Annotated in this window: 18 protein-coding genes; 5 read left to right on the forward strand and 13 right to left on the reverse strand. The window is 68.1% G+C overall.

From position 1 onward, the window contains the following. Positions 1-45: 45 nt before the first annotated feature. Both lysA and lptM read right to left on the reverse strand, forming a co-directional pair. Positions 46-1,323, reverse strand: coding sequence for a diaminopimelate decarboxylase (gene lysA / locus BOQ54_RS04365; RefSeq protein WP_055460883.1), 1,278 nt, complete (start codon positions 1,321-1,323; stop codon positions 46-48). Between the two features lie 31 nt (positions 1,324-1,354). Beyond that, entirely contained in the window at positions 1,355-1,810 is a 456-nt protein-coding gene (gene lptM, locus BOQ54_RS19655) for an LPS translocon maturation chaperone LptM (protein ID WP_245280631.1), read from the reverse strand. Here lptM and tlpA point away from each other — a divergent pair. Beyond that, on the forward strand, positions 1,809-2,459 hold the full coding sequence (gene tlpA, locus BOQ54_RS04375; protein WP_071923342.1) for a thiol:disulfide interchange protein TlpA: 651 nt from the start codon (positions 1,809-1,811) through the stop codon (positions 2,457-2,459). The two genes, lptM and tlpA, sit on opposite strands and share 2 nt — an antisense overlap. Here the strand turns inward: tlpA and BOQ54_RS04380 are convergent. The 4 genes from BOQ54_RS04380 to purL all read right to left on the reverse strand — a co-directional run bounded on the left by BOQ54_RS04380 (position 2,456) and on the right by purL (position 5,841). Next, complete coding sequence (locus BOQ54_RS04380) at positions 2,456-2,869, reverse strand: hypothetical protein (protein WP_055460880.1); 414 nt, start codon at positions 2,867-2,869, stop codon at positions 2,456-2,458. The two genes, tlpA and BOQ54_RS04380, sit on opposite strands and share 4 nt — an antisense overlap. A 97-nt stretch (positions 2,870-2,966) precedes the next feature. Then, a complete protein-coding gene (gene grxD, locus BOQ54_RS04385; protein WP_071924391.1) occupies positions 2,967-3,308 on the reverse strand; it encodes a Grx4 family monothiol glutaredoxin in 342 nt (113 codons plus the stop codon). 47 nt (positions 3,309-3,355) lie between these two features. Continuing rightward, positions 3,356-3,592, reverse strand: a complete 237-nt coding sequence (locus BOQ54_RS04390; RefSeq protein ID WP_055460879.1) for a BolA family protein — start codon at positions 3,590-3,592, stop codon at positions 3,356-3,358. A 35-nt stretch (positions 3,593-3,627) separates the two neighbouring features. After that, entirely contained in the window at positions 3,628-5,841 is a 2,214-nt protein-coding gene (gene purL, locus BOQ54_RS04395) for a phosphoribosylformylglycinamidine synthase subunit PurL (protein WP_071924392.1), read from the reverse strand. A gap of 190 nt (positions 5,842-6,031) precedes the next feature. On the opposite strand from purL, the gene BOQ54_RS04400 reads away from it, so the two are divergent. Then, positions 6,032-6,454 carry a hypothetical protein gene (locus BOQ54_RS04400; protein WP_071923343.1) on the forward strand — a complete coding sequence of 141 codons (423 nt, stop codon included), beginning with the start codon at positions 6,032-6,034 and terminating at the stop codon, positions 6,452-6,454. 33 nt (positions 6,455-6,487) lie between these two features. Here BOQ54_RS04400 and purQ read toward each other — a convergent pair whose 3' ends face one another. From purQ to purC, 3 genes are all read right to left on the reverse strand, one after another. After that, the gene (gene purQ, locus BOQ54_RS04405; protein WP_055460877.1) at positions 6,488-7,171 is read right to left on the reverse strand and encodes a phosphoribosylformylglycinamidine synthase subunit PurQ; all 684 of its coding nucleotides are present in this window, start codon (positions 7,169-7,171) and stop codon (positions 6,488-6,490) included. A gap of 6 nt (positions 7,172-7,177) precedes the next feature. Next, positions 7,178-7,420, reverse strand: coding sequence for a phosphoribosylformylglycinamidine synthase subunit PurS (gene purS, locus BOQ54_RS04410; RefSeq protein WP_055460876.1), 243 nt, complete (start codon positions 7,418-7,420; stop codon positions 7,178-7,180). Between the two features lie 88 nt (positions 7,421-7,508). After that, positions 7,509-8,303 carry a phosphoribosylaminoimidazolesuccinocarboxamide synthase gene (purC, locus tag BOQ54_RS04415; protein WP_019402193.1) on the reverse strand — a complete coding sequence of 265 codons (795 nt, stop codon included), beginning with the start codon at positions 8,301-8,303 and terminating at the stop codon, positions 7,509-7,511. A 335-nt stretch (positions 8,304-8,638) separates the two neighbouring features. Between purC and BOQ54_RS04420 the strand changes: the two genes are divergently transcribed. Together BOQ54_RS04420 and BOQ54_RS04425 are read left to right on the forward strand one after the other, a co-directional pair. Next, positions 8,639-8,959, forward strand: a complete 321-nt coding sequence (locus BOQ54_RS04420) for a DUF1476 domain-containing protein (protein WP_019402192.1) — start codon at positions 8,639-8,641, stop codon at positions 8,957-8,959. 31 nt (positions 8,960-8,990) lie between these two features. Continuing rightward, on the forward strand, positions 8,991-9,761 hold the full coding sequence (locus tag BOQ54_RS04425; RefSeq protein WP_071923344.1) for an HpcH/HpaI aldolase family protein: 771 nt from the start codon (positions 8,991-8,993) through the stop codon (positions 9,759-9,761). On the opposite strand, the gene BOQ54_RS04430 is transcribed toward BOQ54_RS04425, so the two are convergent. Next, entirely contained in the window at positions 9,762-10,445 is a 684-nt protein-coding gene (locus tag BOQ54_RS04430; protein ID WP_055460874.1) for an alpha/beta hydrolase, read from the reverse strand. Positions 10,446-10,526: 81 nt separating this feature from the next. Continuing rightward, positions 10,527-11,195, reverse strand: a complete 669-nt coding sequence (locus BOQ54_RS04435) for a DNA-3-methyladenine glycosylase family protein (RefSeq protein ID WP_186438024.1) — start codon at positions 11,193-11,195, stop codon at positions 10,527-10,529. Positions 11,196-11,235: 40 nt separating this feature from the next. On the opposite strand from BOQ54_RS04435, the gene gluQRS reads away from it, so the two are divergent. Further along, positions 11,236-12,147, forward strand: coding sequence for a tRNA glutamyl-Q(34) synthetase GluQRS (gluQRS, locus tag BOQ54_RS04440; RefSeq protein WP_071923345.1), 912 nt, complete (start codon positions 11,236-11,238; stop codon positions 12,145-12,147). 16 nt (positions 12,148-12,163) lie between these two features. On the opposite strand, the gene BOQ54_RS04445 is transcribed toward gluQRS, so the two are convergent. Further along, the gene (locus tag BOQ54_RS04445; RefSeq protein WP_071923346.1) at positions 12,164-13,081 is read right to left on the reverse strand and encodes an AEC family transporter; all 918 of its coding nucleotides are present in this window, start codon (positions 13,079-13,081) and stop codon (positions 12,164-12,166) included. Positions 13,082-13,178: 97 nt separating this feature from the next. Then, the gene (locus BOQ54_RS04450; protein ID WP_145979723.1) at positions 13,179-15,269 is read right to left on the reverse strand and encodes a M23 family metallopeptidase; all 2,091 of its coding nucleotides are present in this window, start codon (positions 15,267-15,269) and stop codon (positions 13,179-13,181) included. Positions 15,270-15,490 lie beyond the last annotated feature (221 nt).

Genomic DNA, 15,490 nt, shown 5'->3' on the forward strand with positions numbered 1-15,490 from the left:
ACCGACACGAAGGTTAACATGCCCGGGCGCGACGAGAACCCCGTCTCACGCCGATTTGTGGTTGAGCCAATCGGGGATGCGGTCGAGGGCAATCATCTCCGCGACGCTCGGGCGCGGCCGCACGATGGCGGCATCGCTGCCCCGCACCAGCACCTCGGGCACCAGCGGGCGGGTATTGTAGGTGTTGGCCTGAACCGCGCCATATGCCCCGGCCGTCATGACGGCGATGAGGTCGCCCGCCTTCACCTCCGGCATCCGGCGCCCAAGGGCGAGATAGTCGCCGCTCTCGCACACGGGGCCGACGACATCGGCCTTGATCTGTCCCGCATGCGCCGCGCGCACGATCGGGACGATGTCGTGGTGCGCCTCGTAGAGCGTCGGCCGGATCAGATCGTTCATGCCGGCATCGACGATGACGAAGGTCTTGCCCTCGCCATGCTTCACGTAGACCACGCGTGTCACGAGGATGCCGGCGTTGCCGGCGATCATGCGGCCGATCTCGAAGACGAGCTCGAGGCCAAGGCCCTTGGTGTGGCGGGTAATGACCTCGGCATAGGCCTTCGGGTTCGGCGGCGGGGGATCGTCGTGGCGATATGGGATGCCGAGACCGCCGCCGAAGTCGATGTGGTGCAGCTTGTGGCCGGCCGCCATCAGGTCGCGCGCCAGCTCGGCGAGCAGGGCTGCTGCGTTGTCGAACGGGGCAAGATCGGTAATTTGGCTGCCGATATGCATGTCCACCCCGCGCACGGCGATGCCGGGCAGGGTGGCGGCATGGGCATAGACTTCCCGTGCGCGGGAGATCGGGATGCCGAACTTGTTCTCGGACTTGCCGGTCGAGATCTTGGCGTGGGTCTTGGCGTCGACGTCCGGATTGACGCGCACGGAGACGGGCGCGATCTGCCCGAGCGACTGCGCCACCTCGGACAGGGCCTCGAGCTCCGGCTCCGATTCGAGGTTGAAACACAGAATGCCGGCGTCGAGCGCCGTCGCCATCTCCTCCTTCGTCTTCGCGACACCGGAGAAGACGATCTTGTGCGCGGGCACGCCGGCCGCGAGCGCGCGGGCGAGTTCGCCGGCCGAGACGATGTCCATGCCGGCGCCGAGGTCGGCGAGCGTCTTGAGCACGGCCTGATTCGAATTGGCCTTGACGGCGTAGCAGACGAGCGCCTTCTCGCCGGCGAAGGCTTCCGCGAAGACGCGGTAGTGCCGGCTCAGCGTCTCGGTGGAATAGCAGTAGAACGGTGTCCCGACTTCGTCGGCGAGACGGGTGAGGTCAACGTCCTCGGCATGGAGAACGTCACCGCGATAGGAGAAGTGGTGCATGGCCGGATGGACCGCCGCAGCGGCCGCCCTTTCAGAGGATGGCGTCGAGGAAGAAGGGCTCGTTGGGGCGCGGCTGCGCGACCGGCTGTTTCTTTGGCGTGCCGACCGGGGACGGCGTCAGGCTCGCGCCGCCGGTCGAGGTCTTCTCCTCCTGCGCCGGGGCGTTCGGGTCCGGCGGCAGTTCGAGCGCGCCGCGTCGGCCGCAGGCGGCGAGCGCGAGCGCGACGGCGAGGACGACGGCAAGGGAACGGGCGGTGGGCAGCGGTGACGGCACGAAGGCATTCTCCGGGAAAACGGCGCGCACTATAGCGGAAGGATCGCGAAGCGCGAGCCCCAAACGCCGGCGATGGTGCAGGCGCGTGGCCGAAGCCGCGATCCGCCACCTGCGCTCATCGGCCACGTCTTCGTGAGTGGCGACGGTCTGGATTTCGCCGCCGGCGCGCACTAATGCGCCCATGAGGTGATTGAGGAGAGGTGACAGACCCATGGCCGAGACCACGCCGCTCATCCGCCGGCCGCTGTTCGTCGTAGCCGTCCTCGGGGCCGCGATCCTCGGGGTGGGGCTTGCCCTCACGGCGGGCCGGCTCGTCGGCGGCAACGATGCTGCGGCCGCCCAGTGCGAGATGGCGCAGGCGACGCTCGACCGGCTGCGCCCGCTCGCCAAGGGCGAGTTGGCGGCCGTAAAGGTGCCGTCGACGCCACAGCCCCTGCCGCCGCTCGCTTTCGACGGGCCGGACGGAAAGCGCCTGACGCTCGCCGATTTCGAGGGCCGCACCGTCCTGCTCAATCTCTGGGCCACCTGGTGCGCGCCGTGCCGCCAAGAGATGCCGGCGCTCGACGCCCTTCAGGCTGACCTCGGCGGCGCCGATTTCGAGGTCGTCGCCGTCAACATCGATACGCGCGATCCTGAAAAGCCACAGGTCTGGCTGAAGGACGCCGGCATCACGCGCCTCGCCCACTACCGGGACCCGGAGGCGAAGATCTTCCAGGAGCTCAAGTCCGCCGGCAAGGCCTTCGGCATGCCGACGACGCTCGTCGTCGGGCCGAACGGCTGCGCCGTCGCCGAACTTGCCGGCCCGGCCGAGTGGCATTCGGAGGACGCGGTGACCTTCATCAGGGCCGCGCTCGGCCGCTAGCCGCCTTCGCCGGGACGTGCCGCTAGGCAGGGATCGAGGATCACGAGGTTCTCGTCCACTCGCTGGTAGCCGCCCGTCACGGCCACGACGTCACCCGGCTGCATGCCGTTGGTGGAATAGGTGACGCAGAGCACCCGCACGTCCGGCTCGGCGCAGATGCCGAGATAGGCCAGCGCCCCGTCGTGCTCGACGAGCGACAGCGGCCCGGCGGCCCCGAAGTCGATGCGGGCCGCTCCGTCCGGGTCGGGCGCGTCGCGGATGAGCCCGCGGATCTCGTGGCACGCGGCCGGCTTCGCCGGCGGCGCATCGGCCGCGGCGAAGGGGCTCTCGCCCTTGTCCCGGGCAAGGCTTCCCGGTGCGGCGGCCAAGGCCAGCACAAGGGCCGCGGGAAGCACTGCACTTGCCGGCACGTGTACCTCCGTTGCGTCGCGGCCAGGAAAAGGCCCATGAAAAAAGGGCACGCCGCCCCGCGCGGCGTGCCCCGATGCGTTTCGCAATTGCCGCGCGTCAGCCCTTCTCGGGCACGCGCACCGCGATGCCCTTGTTACTGAGGTGGCTCTGCAACTCACCCGACTGGAACATTTCGCGCACGATGTCGCAGCCGCCGACGAATTCGCCCTTCACATAGAGCTGCGGGATGGTCGGCCAGTTGGAATAGTCCTTGATACCCTGGCGGATGCCGTCGTCCTCCAGCACGTTGACGCCCTTGTAGGGCACGCCGAGGTAGTCGAGAATCTGCACGACCTGGCCGGAGAACCCGCACATGGGGAACTGGGGGGTGCCCTTCATGAAGAGCACGACGTCGTTCGTCTTGACCTCGTTGTCGATGAAAGCGTGGGCGTTGCTCATGATCTTTCCCTGTTCGCGGGGCTCGTCCATCGACCCGCGGTTCGGCATCAATTCTCGGGCGCGGCCGTCGTCAATGCAAGGGCGTGGAGCGCCCCGCCCATGCGGCCTTGCAGCGCGGCATAGACCATCTGATGCTGCTGAACGCGGGTCTTGCCCTTGAACGACGGCGAGATCACCGTCGCAGCATAGTGGTCGCCATCGCCGGCGAGATCGCGAATCTCGACTGTCGCATCGGGCAGATGCGCCTTGATGAGCTCTTCGATCTCGCGTGCGTCCATTGCCATTGCCGCAGCCCCTTCCCTTGTCCCGCCGTGCCAGTTCAGGCGATTTGACCCGCCATGTAGTCCGGCAGCCATGATTCATGCGCCGTTTTGAGGCGTTCCAGAGATATGGGCGCCTCGCCCGGCAGGGTCAACGCCTCGCCGCCGGTGAGGCCGAGGCGCAGGGCCGGCACGCCGGCCTCCGCCGCGCTGGCGAGGACTGCCTCTGCCTCGTGCGCCGGCACGGCGAGGACATAGCGCGCCTGGTCCTCTCCAAAGAGGAAGGCGTGGGCGGAGAGTCCCTCCGACACCGTGTCCACCGCGCAGCCGATGCCGCTTGCCATCGCCATCTCGGCAAGCGCCACGGCGAGGCCGCCATCCGAGCAGTCGTGCACGGTCCTGACGCGCCCGGCGCGGATCAGGTGGCGCACGAAATCACCATTCCGCTTCTCGACGGCGAGGTCGACGGGGGGCGGCGCCCCTTCCTCACGCCCGCAGATATCGCGCAGGTAGAGCGACTGGCCGAGCCAGCCTCTGGTCTCGCCGATAAGGATGAGGCTCTCGCCCTCGCCCTTGAAGGCGATGGTGGCGTGCACCCTGACGTCGTCGAGGAGGCCGACGCCGCCGATGGTCGGGGTGGGCAGGATGGAGCGCCCCTGCGTTTCGTTGTAGAGCGAGACGTTGCCGGAGACGACCGGGAAGTCGAGCGCCCGGCAGGCCTCGCCGATGCCGCGGATGCAGCCGACGAACTGGCCCATCACGTCCGGCTTCTCCGGATTGCCGAAGTTGAGGTTGTCGGTGACGGCGAGCGGCAGGCCGCCGACGGCAGTGATGTTGCGCCAGGCTTCCGCCACCGCCTGCTTGCCGCCCTCGACCGGGTCCGCCTCGCAATAGCGCGGCGTGACGTCCGTCGTCATGGCAAGGCCCTTCGGCCCGTCGCCGACGCGCACGATGGCGGCGTCGCCGCCCGGCGTCTGCACCGTGTTGCCGAGGATGAGATGGTCGTACTGCTCCCACACCCAGCGCTTGGATGAGAGGTCCGGCGTGCCGACGAGCCTGACCAGCGCCTCGCCGTTTGCCATCGGCGCCGCCACCGTCTCCGGCGGCAATACGGGCTCGATGGCATTCTGGATATGCGGTCGGTCGTAAACGGGAGCCTCGTCGCCGAGCTCCTTGATCGGCAGGTCGGCCATAACCTCGCCCTTGTGCCTGACGACGAAGCGCAAGGTGTCGGTCGTCTTGCCGATGACGGCGAAATCGAGTCCCCATTTGCGGAAGATGGCCTCGGCGATGTCGTGCTTGTCGGGGTCGAGCACCATGAGCATGCGCTCCTGGCTCTCCGACAGCATCATCTCGTAGGCGCTCATGCCTTCCTCGCGGCAGGGCACGGCGTCGAGGTCGAGCTCAATGCCGAGGTCGCCCTTGGCGCCCATCTCGACGGCCGAGCAGGTGAGGCCGGCCGCGCCCATGTCCTGGATGGCGATGACGGAGCCTGAGGCCATCAGTTCGAGACAGGCCTCGAGCAGCAGCTTCTCGGCGAAGGGATCGCCGACCTGCACGGTCGGGCGCTTCTCCTCGGAGTTCTCGTCGAACTCGGCGGAGGCCATGGTGGCGCCGTGGATGCCGTCGCGGCCCGTCTTCGAGCCGAGATAGACGATCGGGTTACCGACGCCGGTCGCCTTGGCGTAGAAGATCTCGTCCGCCTTGGCGATGCCGACCGCCATGGCATTGACGAGGATGTTGCCGTCGTAGCGCGGGTGGAAGCCAACCGAGCCGCCGACGGTCGGCACGCCGAAGGAATTGCCGTAGCCGCCGATGCCGGCCACGACGCCGGCGACGAGATGGCGGGTCTTCGGGTGGTCGGGCGAGCCGAAGCGCAGGGCGTTGAGCGCCGCGACAGGCCGCGCGCCCATGGTGAAGACGTCGCGCAGGATGCCGCCCACGCCCGTCGTCGCGCCTTGGTAGGGCTCGATATAGGACGGGTGGTTGTGGCTCTCCATCTTGAAGACGCAGGCGAGCCCGTCGCCGATGTCGATGACGCCGGCGTTCTCGCCCGGGCCCTGGATGACCCACGGCGCCTGCGTCGGCAGCGTCTTCAGGTGCAGGCGCGAAGACTTGTAGGAGCAGTGCTCGTTCCACATCGCCGAGACGATGCCGAGCTCGGTGATCGTCGGCTCGCGGCCGATGAGGGCCACGAAACGCTCGTATTCGTCGGGCTTGAGGCCGTGCTCGGCGACGAGTTCGGGCGTGATCTTTGGCTCGTTCGGGATCATCTCGGTTTCCGCTTGGGCTCGGTCGAAAAGCGCTCGCCCGGCCATAGCCTTTCAGCCTCGCCGAGGCAATCGCGGCGACGGCGAAAAGGTCCGCGGTCGCCTCCGGCGCACCATTTTGGCACAGCGGCAGCGGCACGGAATTCGCGATCCGTTCACCAACAGTATCGCGTCGGGAGCGGATTGGACGGCCATGGGACGGAGTCGGAGCTTTTCGGACGGCCTGCGCAAGCGCGCCGATACGGTGGTCGCCGCGGCGCGCATCCTGTGGCCCGTATTGTTGCTCGTGCCGTGCGGGATCGTCGCCGAATACGCCCGCGCCGCCAACGTGCGCTTCGACATGCAGAGTGTTCTCGATGCCACGGCACAGCAATTGGCCCGGGAGGCGGAGGAGCTGGACCAGCTGACGCTGGAGCGTCGGGCCGGCCAGATGTTCCGGGCGAATTTCTACGGTCTTGGCGTGACCTGGGTGGAACAGGTCACGGTCGAGAAGGATCCGGCGACACGTACCCTCACCGTGGCGGCCTCGGGGCGCGTCGAGACGGGCGTGCTCGGCCTATTCCGCTACGAGACCATGCCGGTCGCGGCCGCGACGCGCGTCTCATGGGCCATGTAGGCCTGGACAACGGAGTGACCCCCAAGCCGCCGGTCATGCCGCTGCGAGGCTTTCGAAGAGGCCGCGTCCGTCCGTGCCACCCACAAGCTCATCGATGAGGTTTTCGGGATGCGGCATCATGCCGAGGACATTGAGATCTTCGGAAAATACGCCCGCGATGTCGTTGAGCGAGCCGTTGGGGTTGGCCGCGCGCGAAACGTTGCCCGCCGCATCACAATAGCGGAAGGCGACGCGCCCCTCCGATTCCAGTTCGTGGAGCGTCGCCTCGTCGCAGACGTAGTTGCCCTCTCCATGGGCGATGCAGACGTCGATGACCTGGCCGACGTGGTAGCGGTTGGTGAAGGCGGTATCCGCCCGCGCCACCTTGAGGTGCTGGCGTCGGCAGATGAAATGCAGGTCCGCGTTGCGCATCAGAACGCCCGGCAGGAGGCCGGATTCGCACAGGATCTGAAAGCCGTTGCAGATGCCGAGCACGAGCCCGCCGCGCGCCGCGTGCGCTCGCACCGCGTCCATGATCGGCGCCCGGCTGGCGATGGCGCCGCAGCGCAGATAGTCGCCGTAGGAGAAGCCGCCCGGCAGCACGGCAAGATCGGTGCCCGCCGGCAAGTCGTGGTCGGCATGCCATGCGGAAACGACCGTGGCGCCGGCCTGTCTCAAGGCGCGTGCGACGTCGCCGTCACGGTTGGAGCCGGGGAAGGTGATGACCGCCGCTTTCATTGCCGCTTACTCCGCGAGCTCGATGCGGTAGTTCTCGATGACGGTGTTGGCGAGCAGGCGCTCGCAGGCGTCGCGCAGCACGCTCTCGGCCTTTGCCTTGTCCGCGCTTTCCACCTCGATGTCGAAGACCTTGCCCTGGCGAACAGCCCCGATGCCCTCGATGCCGAGGGACTTGAGCCCCCCTTCGATGGCCTTGCCCTGCGGGTCGAGCACGCCTTGCTTGAGGGTCACGGTCACGCGGGCTTTCATGGTTCAGCTCTCCGGCACGAGAAAATGGAAACGGGGGCCAACGGCCCCCGCTTAATCAAAATTGCGCCTTGCGGCAACGTCCAGCGCGTCACTGCACCAGGCGCGGGCCGCCGTGGCCGGGCCGCTCGTTCTCGGTGAGGATGCCGAGGCGGCGGGCGACCTCCGAATAGGCCTCGATCAGGCCGCCCATGTCCTTGCGGAAGCGGTCCTTGTCCATCTTGTCGTTCGACTTGATGTCCCACAGGCGGCACGAGTCGGGCGAGATCTCGTCGGCGACGACGATGCGCATCATGTCGCCTTCCCACATGCGGCCCGTTTCCATCTTGAAGTCGACGAGGCGGATGCCGACGCCCAGGAAGAGACCAGAGAGGAAGTCGTTGACACGGATGGCGAGCGCCATGATGTCATCGATCTCCTGAGGCGTCGCCCAGCCGAAAGCGGTGATGTGCTCCTCCGAGACCATCGGGTCGTTGAGCGCGTCGTTCTTGTAGTAGAACTCGATGATCGAGCGCGGCAGCTGCGTGCCTTCCTCGATGCCGAGGCGCTGCGACAGGGAGCCGGCAGCGACGTTGCGCACCACGACCTCGAGCGGGATGATCTCGACCTCGCGGATCAGCTGCTCGCGCATGTTCAGCCGACGGATGAAGTGCGTCGGCACGCCGATGTCGTTGAGATTCTGGAAGATGTATTCCGAGATGCGGTTGTTCAGAACGCCCTTGCCGTCGATAATCTCGTGCTTCTTGGCGTTGAATGCGGTCGCATCATCCTTGAAGTGTTGAATGAGCGTGCCCGGCTCGGGGCCCTCGTAGAGCACCTTTGCCTTGCCCTCGTAGATACGACGGCGACGGTTCATCGGCGTATACCGTGTTTTGAGAAAGTCCATCGGGGGTGCCGTGGCTCCATACAAAAGGTCCGCGGCTCGAAGCGGGCGGGGACCGGTTCGAGGCTCTTTGTGCTTGCGGACAAAGCCCTCGCCCGCGAGGCGCAACCTAGCCGATTGCGCGCTGAAGCACAACGACCGCGCCGGGCGGCGGACGCTCGCTGGCCATCATCGACCCGGATGTGGGGTGTCGCGGCATGCGTTGCAAGCGCGCACCGTCCGGTGTCTGATGAGGGAAAGGGGAGGAGGCGCGATTCGAGCCCGATTTGGGCTGGCGCTTAAGCCTCCCGCCATCTATATCGCCGCCTGAGCGACCGCATGAGGGAGAGTTGAGCCCGATGACGACCTTCGACAAGCGCGAAGAGGCCTTCGAGAAGAAGTTTGCGCACGACGAGGAGTTGCGCTTTAAGGCGACGGCCCGGCGCAACAAGCTGCTCGGGCTCTGGGCGGCGCAGCAACTCGGCAAGTCCGGGCCCGATGCCGAGGCCTATGCCAAGAGTGTCGTTCTGGCCGATTTCGAGGAGGCGGGCGACGACGACGTCTTCCGCAAGGTGCGGGCCGATTTCGATGCCGCTGGTGTCGGCCAGTCCGACCACCAGATCCGCCGCACCATGACCGAGCTGATGGCCCAGGCCATCGAGGAAGTCAAAGGCCAGTAGGGTCGCTGCCGCAGATTGGTCGGGGGACGCCATGTCGATCCATGGGGATTTCGCCAGCCGGCTCGCATCAGGCGGGCCGCTGTTTTCCGCCTGGGTTGGCAGCCGCGAGCCGGCCGTCGCCGCTGTGCTCGCCCGTGAGGCCTTCGACGTCGTCACGCTCGACATGCAGCATGGGGCCGTCGACATCGACGCCGCCATCCGCGGCATCCAGTTGGTGGCCGGCGCCGGCAAGCCAGCCGTCGTCCGCATTCCCGTCGGCGATTTCGAGGCGACCTCGCGCATGCTCGACGCCGGGGCCGCCGCCGTCATTGCGCCGATGGTCAATTCAGCAGCCGATGCACGGGCCTTCGCAGCCTTCGCCAAGTTCCCGCCGCTCGGCGAGCGCAGCTGGGGGCCGCATGCGGCGCTCGCCCTGTCGGGTCTGGCACCGAAGGACTATCTCGCCCGCGCCAACGGCCTCACTGGCGCTGTGGCGATGATCGAGACGCGAGCGGCGCTTGACGCGCTCGACGACATCCTCGCGGTCGAAGGCATTGATGCGGTCTTCATCGGCCCCTCCGACCTGTCCATCGCCTTGTCCGGCGGACGTGAGCTCGAGCCGGAATCGGCGGCCGTCGACGAAGCGATCGACCACGTGCTTGCCCGCGCCAAGGCGGCCGGCAAGGCGGTCTGGGCCTATGCGGGCCCGCCGGAGCGCGCGGCGGCCTTCGCGCGCAAGGGCATCGTCGTCTCCGCCATTGGCAGCGACACGGTCTTCCTGCGCCAGGGCGCGCAGGCGGCGCTCGCGGCTGTCGGGCGCTGATCAGGCCGGGTAGGGCAGGCCGAAGGCGCGTGCGAGGAACAATCCGCCCTGGCGCAGGCCCTCGCTGTCGATGCCATGCCCGATGCCGGGCGACAGGTGCCATTCGGTCGGCACGTCGAGGCTCGACAGGGCCTGCGACGAAAAGAACAGCGCCTCGACCGGGATGACCTCGTCGGCATCGCCATGGACCAGCAGCACCGGTGGCCGGGCGCGGATCTCTTCCCGCATCGCATCAGGTGCAGCACCGCTCGGCCCCACCAGCATGCCGGAATAACCGACGATCGCCGCTGGTGCGCTGCGCCGCCTGAGGCCAACGTGCAGCGCCATCATGGTGCCCTGGCTGAAGCCGACGAGGGCGAGCCGGTCCCCGCTCAGCCCATGGCGGGCCAACTCGGCGTCGAGGAAGGCATCGAGCCCGGGCCCGGCATGGTTGACGCCGCGCCAGCGCTCGTCCGGATCGCGGAAGGTGAGGGCGAACCACTGCCGACCCATGGGCGACATGCCGCAGGGCTCCGGCGCGTGCGGCGAGACGAAGGCCGCATCCGGCAACCAGCGCTGCCACTGGCGGCCAATGTCGATGAGGTCGTTTCCGTCCGCGCCGTAGCCGTGCAGGAAGACGACGAGCTGGCGAGCGGTGCCCGATCGCGCGGCAAGGCGCGGCCCGTCTATCGTTCGCTGGTCCATGTCGTCGTCCCGTGCGGCTCGTGATGGCTATTCCCGCTGATTAGCGAATCGTGCTGGCACGGTCGAGCGATTCGCGTCGGCTCATGTAGCGTCGGCGCCGAGTACCGGTGCACCTTCGCGACCGTGGCGGGCGATGCGGTAATAGGCCCACAGCACGCGTGCCGCGACGCCGCGGAAAGGCTGCCAGCGTTCCTCGGCGATGGCGCGCAGCTCCTTCTCGCGCGGGCGTTCGTCGAGTGCGAGCGCAAGGCGCGCGGCCTCCTGCAGGGCGAGGTCCCCGGCCGGAAAGATGTCGGGATGGCCGAGGCAGAAGAGAAGGTAGATTTCCGCGGTCCACGGGCCGATGCCCTTCACGGCGGTGAGCGCGGCGATGGCCTCGTCCGGCGCCATCGCGCCGAGCGCCTCGGTCGGCAGACGCCCTTCGGCGATCGCGAGGGCGACGGCGCGCAGCCCGCGCATTTTCGGCAGCGAGAGCCCGCAGGCGCGCAGGTCCGCATCGCTCGCGGCGAGGAAGGCGAGGGGCTCGAGCGGGTCGAAACGCGCCGTCACCCGCGCCCAGATCGCATTGGCGCTGGCAACGGACACCTGCTGGGCGACGATGATGCCGGCGAGCCCGGAAAAGCCCGGATCTCGCAGGCGCAGCGGCGGCCGCGCGCCGGCCTCGACAAGCTCGCCGATCAGCGGGTCGGCGGCGATGAGGCCGGAGAGGGCATGGTCGAGCGCCGTCTCGCCGTCGATGATGCGCGGCATCGGATATCCTCGGCATGATTCGAAACGTGGTCGTTTCATCATGACGCATGCGGCAGTGGGGGCGAAGACGACACCCGTTTTGCGCTTCGCGCCGAGCCCCAATGGTTTCCTCCACCTCGGGCACGCCTATTCGGCACTGCTCAATGCGACGCTCGCCCGCCGGCTCGGCGGGCGGCTGCTGCTGCGCATCGAGGACATCGACCCGACGCGCTGCCGCCCGGAGTTCGAACGGGCCATCTACGAGGATCTCGCCTGGCTGGGTTTCGCATGGGAGGAGCCGGTGCGCCGCCAGTCGGATCACATGGCCGACTACGGGGCGGCGCTGGGGAAGCTGCGTGCGATGGGCCTCGTCTATCCCTGTTTCGCCAGCCGCCAGGAGATCCGGACAGCCATTGCCGAATGGGAGCGTGCCGAAGGTAGACCGTGGCCGTGCGATCCCGACGGCGCGCCGCTCTATCCCGGGCTCGCCCGGCGGCTGCAGGTCGATGAGGTCGCCCGCCGCCTGGCCGCCGGCGAACCGCATGCCTTGCGGCTCGACATGGCGGGCGCTCTCGGCCGCCTTGCGGAATCCGGTCGCGAACTGGTCTTCGTCGCCTTTGATCCCGACGATGGCGAGCGAGTCGTCTCCGCCGATCCGGCGCGCTGGGGCGACGTGGTGCTCGCGCGCAAGGAGGTGCCGACGAGCTATCACCTGTCGGTGGTCGTCGACGACGCGCTGCAGGGCGTCACTCATGTGGTGCGCGGACGCGACCTCGCGGCGGCGACCGACGTGCACCGCCTCCTGCAGGCGCTGCTCGAGCTGCCGGTGCCGCGCTATCACCACCACGACCTCGTCGCCGACGAAGCCGGTCTCAAGCTCGCCAAGAGTCGCGGCTCGCCGGCCCTGCGTGATCTGAGGGCGGCAGGGATCGGCGCGGAGGAGATCAGGCGACGCCTCGGCTTCCGTCTCTGAGCTCGGGAAACCGGCCTTAGCCGGCCCCGAGCACCGTAAGCCAGAGGATCGTGCTCGCCAGCGCGAAGCCCGTCGACATGGCGATGGAGCCGGAGGCGATGGCGATGCCGCAGCGGTACCGTTCGGCGAGGAGGTAGGCATTGATGCCGGAGGGCGAGGCCGCGAACAGCACGGCGACGCCCGCCCAGGTCGGCGGAATCTGGAACACGTGCAGCGCCAGCACATAGACAATGAAAGGGTGCACCAGCAGCTTGAGCACCGTGATCGTGCTTGCGAGACCGAGGCCTTCGCCGAAGCCGTAGCGTCGCAGCGCGACGCCCATGGCGATGAGCGCGCAGGGCACGGCCGCCTCGGCGATGGGATTGATGAGGGCCCAGGCGACGTCGGGCAGCCCGCCCGGCAGGAGCCTCGCCAGCGAGCCGAGGATGACCGCGATGACGATGGGATGGGTGATCAGCCGCCGTGCGATGGTCAGCGGCGAGGTCCCGCGCCCTTCGACGAGGATGGTGGCCACCGTCATCATGATCGGCAGGTGGATAGCGATCAGCAGGAAGAGCGGAACGGCGCCCTCGTCGCCATAGGCCTTGAGGATGAGCGGGATGCCGACGAGCACGGTGTTGGACTGCGCCGCCGAGAAGCCGGCAACGGCCCCCTCCGTCTCCGTGACGCCGAACAGGCGCCGCGCGATGACCGTGGCAAGCACCCACACGACGGCGACGCCGCCGAAATAGGCTAGCCAGTAGCCCCAGGGCTGCACCTCCGGCAGCGTGGCCTTCGCCAGGGTGCGGAAGATGAGACAGGGAATGGCGAGGGCGTAGACGAAATCCGACAGGCCTTGGCCGGTGCGGTCGTTGAGCAGGCCGACGAAGCGGGCGAGGAAGCCGACGGCGATGAGCCCGAAGATCGGCAAGACGAGCAGGAAGACGGAGAGCATGGCCTGACCGGTCGGAGAAGCTGCGCGACCTTGGAGCGGGGGCGCCGGACGGGCTAGGCGTTGAGGCGCAGGGCTGCCATGCGGCCGCCGGAGCGGGTCAGCCGCCCTCGGCCATCTGCACGCCCGTCTCGGCCCGGCCGCGCAGCTCGCGGATCTGGTCGCGCTGGCGGCGGAACTCGGCGAGCGCCGTGCCCTCCAGCTCGCGGCCGCGCGGCACCTTGATTTTCATCGGATTGACGAAGTGGCCGTTGACCAGCACCTCGTAGTGCAGGTGCGCCCCGGTCGACAGGCCCGTGTTGCCGACATAGCCGATGACCTGGCCCTGGCGTACCCGGCTGCCCTCCTGGATGCCGCGGGCGAACCCCGACTGGTGGGAATAGGTCGTGACGTAGCCATTGGCGTGCTGGATCTCGATGCGCCGGCCGTAGCCGGAGCTCCAGCCGGCCTTGATCACGACGCCGTCGCCGGCGGCGAGAATGGGCGTGCCTGACCGGTTCGACCAGTCGACGCCCGTGTGCATCTTGGAATAGCCGAGGATCGGATGACGGCGGGTGCCGAAGCCCGACCGCATGATGCCGTCGGTGATCGGCTTGCGCAGCAGGAACTTCTTCAGCGAACGTCCGTCCTCGTCGAAATAGTCCACGGCGTTGTCCTGCGGTGACTGGTAGCGGTAGACCGCCCGTCGCTCGCCGCCGACGGTGAGCGCGGCAAACAAGACATCTCCGCCGGCCGTGCCATCGTCATCGGCCATGAACAGCTCGATCGAGTCGCTCGGCCCGACGCGGCGCTGGAAATCGACGTCATAGGCAAAGATGCGGATGAGATCCTGGACGACAGCGCGCGCAATGCCGTTCTTCTGCGCCGTCTCATAGAGGCTCTCGTAAAGGCGGGCGCCGCGCCCGCCGGCCTCCTCCTCGCCTTCCTCGCCGGTTTCATCGCCCGTCTCGGCCGCTGCCGTGGCGAATTCCTCCTGCGGCAGCGACACAGGCACGAAGCGGCCCCGATCGTCGAGGGCGGCCATCGCCGCGATCGACTGGGAATCGAGGATCATGACCCGCGCGATGCGCCGCGGGCCGCTGCCGTCGGCATTGGGGGCGAGGAGCACCCGAACATTCTGGCCCTCGCGCACGGCCTTGACTGCGTCACTCCCCAGCGCCGCGAGGATGGCCGCGACCGCGTCCTGATCGGCGCCCTCCGCAGCCAGGAGGTCGGCGAGCTTGTCACCCTTCTTGATGGGGATGATCTTCTCGTCGATGGCGGCGGCGCCCTCGCCGGGGGGCTGTCTTTCGACGATCGTGACGTTCTCGGGCACCACGCGGATGTCGAGCTCCTTGAACGGGGCGTCGATCGGATTGGCGTAGGCGAGGGCGGGACTTGCCAGGGCCACATGGCGCAGGGTGCGCGAGAGCATCAGTTGGGCCGGCGCGGTCAACGACGGCTCGTTGCGGACGCTGACGGTCAGCCGCTGCTCCTCGGCCAGCTGCGCGAGGGCTTCCTCGTCGGTCAGGCCCGGCGCATCGGCGTCGATGTCGACGTCGTCGAGGTCCCGGCGAACGAAGGATACGTCTGCATCGGCATCGGAGGGAGCCGGCTCCACCTCGGCGAGGCGCTCGGCGGCATCCTCTCCCTCGGCATAGAGCTTGAGCGGATTGAAGGGCGGAATATCGGAGGCGTAGACGCCGGCCGTCTGCGACAGGTTGGTGGCAAGGCGCAGGAAGGGCCTGACCTTGATCACCTCGCGGTCGCCGACCCGCATGGTCATCGGCGCCTTGATGGTCTGCTTGGCGGCGACGAAGAGCTCGGAGCGCAGGAGCTTGTCGCCCTTGACGATACGGCTTTCGCCTTGGCGCCCGTCATCGCCGCCCCGAACGATCTCCCGCGCCCGTTCGGGCAACTGTGCAAAGATGGTGTCGCCTTGCAGCGCTACATAGATGGCCGCGCCGAGCAGCGCCGCGCCGCTCACTCCGGTCAGGATGCTGGCGGCAAGCCAGCGCAGGCTGAAGCTGCGGCGGTCGCCATGCGGCGAGGTCTGGCCTTCGGGATCGATGGGCGGCTCGTGACCGAGATCGACCAGCACGATCGGGCGCTCGCGTCGCGCGCCTTCGACGCGTACGGGCGCCCGTGGCGGGACGGCATCCGCAGGCGACAGGAAGGCTCCGCTGCCCTCGGGCATGTGGTCAATCTTCATGCTCTCGTGTTCGTCCCCTGGCACCAGAAGCCCTTGCCGCCGGCCGGTTGAACGCGTGCGCGTTCAAGCTGCAGATCGTCTTTTGCCGGTGACCAACCGGCAAATCAACCGGAACCTGCAAGGCGCCGTCGTTGCAAGAGACCGCTGTGTCGCCTGTTTGCGCAGACAGTATGGTCGAAGTGCGGCGGGGCTGCGAGGCGACGGCGGCCATGACGTATCGC

It is taken from the genome of Chelatococcus daeguensis, from assembly GCF_001887265.1.
Classification (GTDB): Bacteria; Pseudomonadota; Alphaproteobacteria; order Rhizobiales; family Beijerinckiaceae; genus Chelatococcus_A; species Chelatococcus_A sambhunathii.

Coding starts and splice junctions, on each gene's coding strand:
- purL (WP_071924392.1), bottom strand. CDS start 5,841: ATGATCCCGAACGAGCCAAAGATCACGCCCGAACTCGTCGCCGAGCAC.
- BOQ54_RS04390 (WP_055460879.1), bottom strand. CDS start 3,592: ATGGCAATGGACGCACGCGAGATCGAAGAGCTCATCAAGGCGCATCTG.
- purS (WP_055460876.1), bottom strand. CDS start 7,420: ATGAAAGCCCGCGTGACCGTGACCCTCAAGCAAGGCGTGCTCGACCCG.
- grxD (WP_071924391.1), bottom strand. CDS start 3,308: ATGAGCAACGCCCACGCTTTCATCGACAACGAGGTCAAGACGAACGAC.
- lptM (WP_245280631.1), bottom strand. CDS start 1,810: ATGGGTCTGTCACCTCTCCTCAATCACCTCATGGGCGCATTAGTGCGC.
- tlpA (WP_071923342.1), top strand. CDS start 1,809: ATGGCCGAGACCACGCCGCTCATCCGCCGGCCGCTGTTCGTCGTAGCC.
- BOQ54_RS04430 (WP_055460874.1), bottom strand. CDS start 10,445: ATGGACCAGCGAACGATAGACGGGCCGCGCCTTGCCGCGCGATCGGGC.
- BOQ54_RS04400 (WP_071923343.1), top strand. CDS start 6,032: ATGGGACGGAGTCGGAGCTTTTCGGACGGCCTGCGCAAGCGCGCCGAT.
- BOQ54_RS04435 (WP_186438024.1), bottom strand. CDS start 11,195: ATGCCGCGCATCATCGACGGCGAGACGGCGCTCGACCATGCCCTCTCC.
- purQ (WP_055460877.1), bottom strand. CDS start 7,171: ATGAAAGCGGCGGTCATCACCTTCCCCGGCTCCAACCGTGACGGCGAC.
- gluQRS (WP_071923345.1), top strand. CDS start 11,236: ATGACGCATGCGGCAGTGGGGGCGAAGACGACACCCGTTTTGCGCTTC.
- purC (WP_019402193.1), bottom strand. CDS start 8,303: ATGGACTTTCTCAAAACACGGTATACGCCGATGAACCGTCGCCGTCGT.
- BOQ54_RS04445 (WP_071923346.1), bottom strand. CDS start 13,081: ATGCTCTCCGTCTTCCTGCTCGTCTTGCCGATCTTCGGGCTCATCGCC.
- BOQ54_RS04425 (WP_071923344.1), top strand. CDS start 8,991: ATGTCGATCCATGGGGATTTCGCCAGCCGGCTCGCATCAGGCGGGCCG.
- BOQ54_RS04420 (WP_019402192.1), top strand. CDS start 8,639: ATGACGACCTTCGACAAGCGCGAAGAGGCCTTCGAGAAGAAGTTTGCG.
- BOQ54_RS04450 (WP_145979723.1), bottom strand. CDS start 15,269: ATGAAGATTGACCACATGCCCGAGGGCAGCGGAGCCTTCCTGTCGCCT.
- lysA (WP_055460883.1), bottom strand. CDS start 1,323: ATGCACCACTTCTCCTATCGCGGTGACGTTCTCCATGCCGAGGACGTT.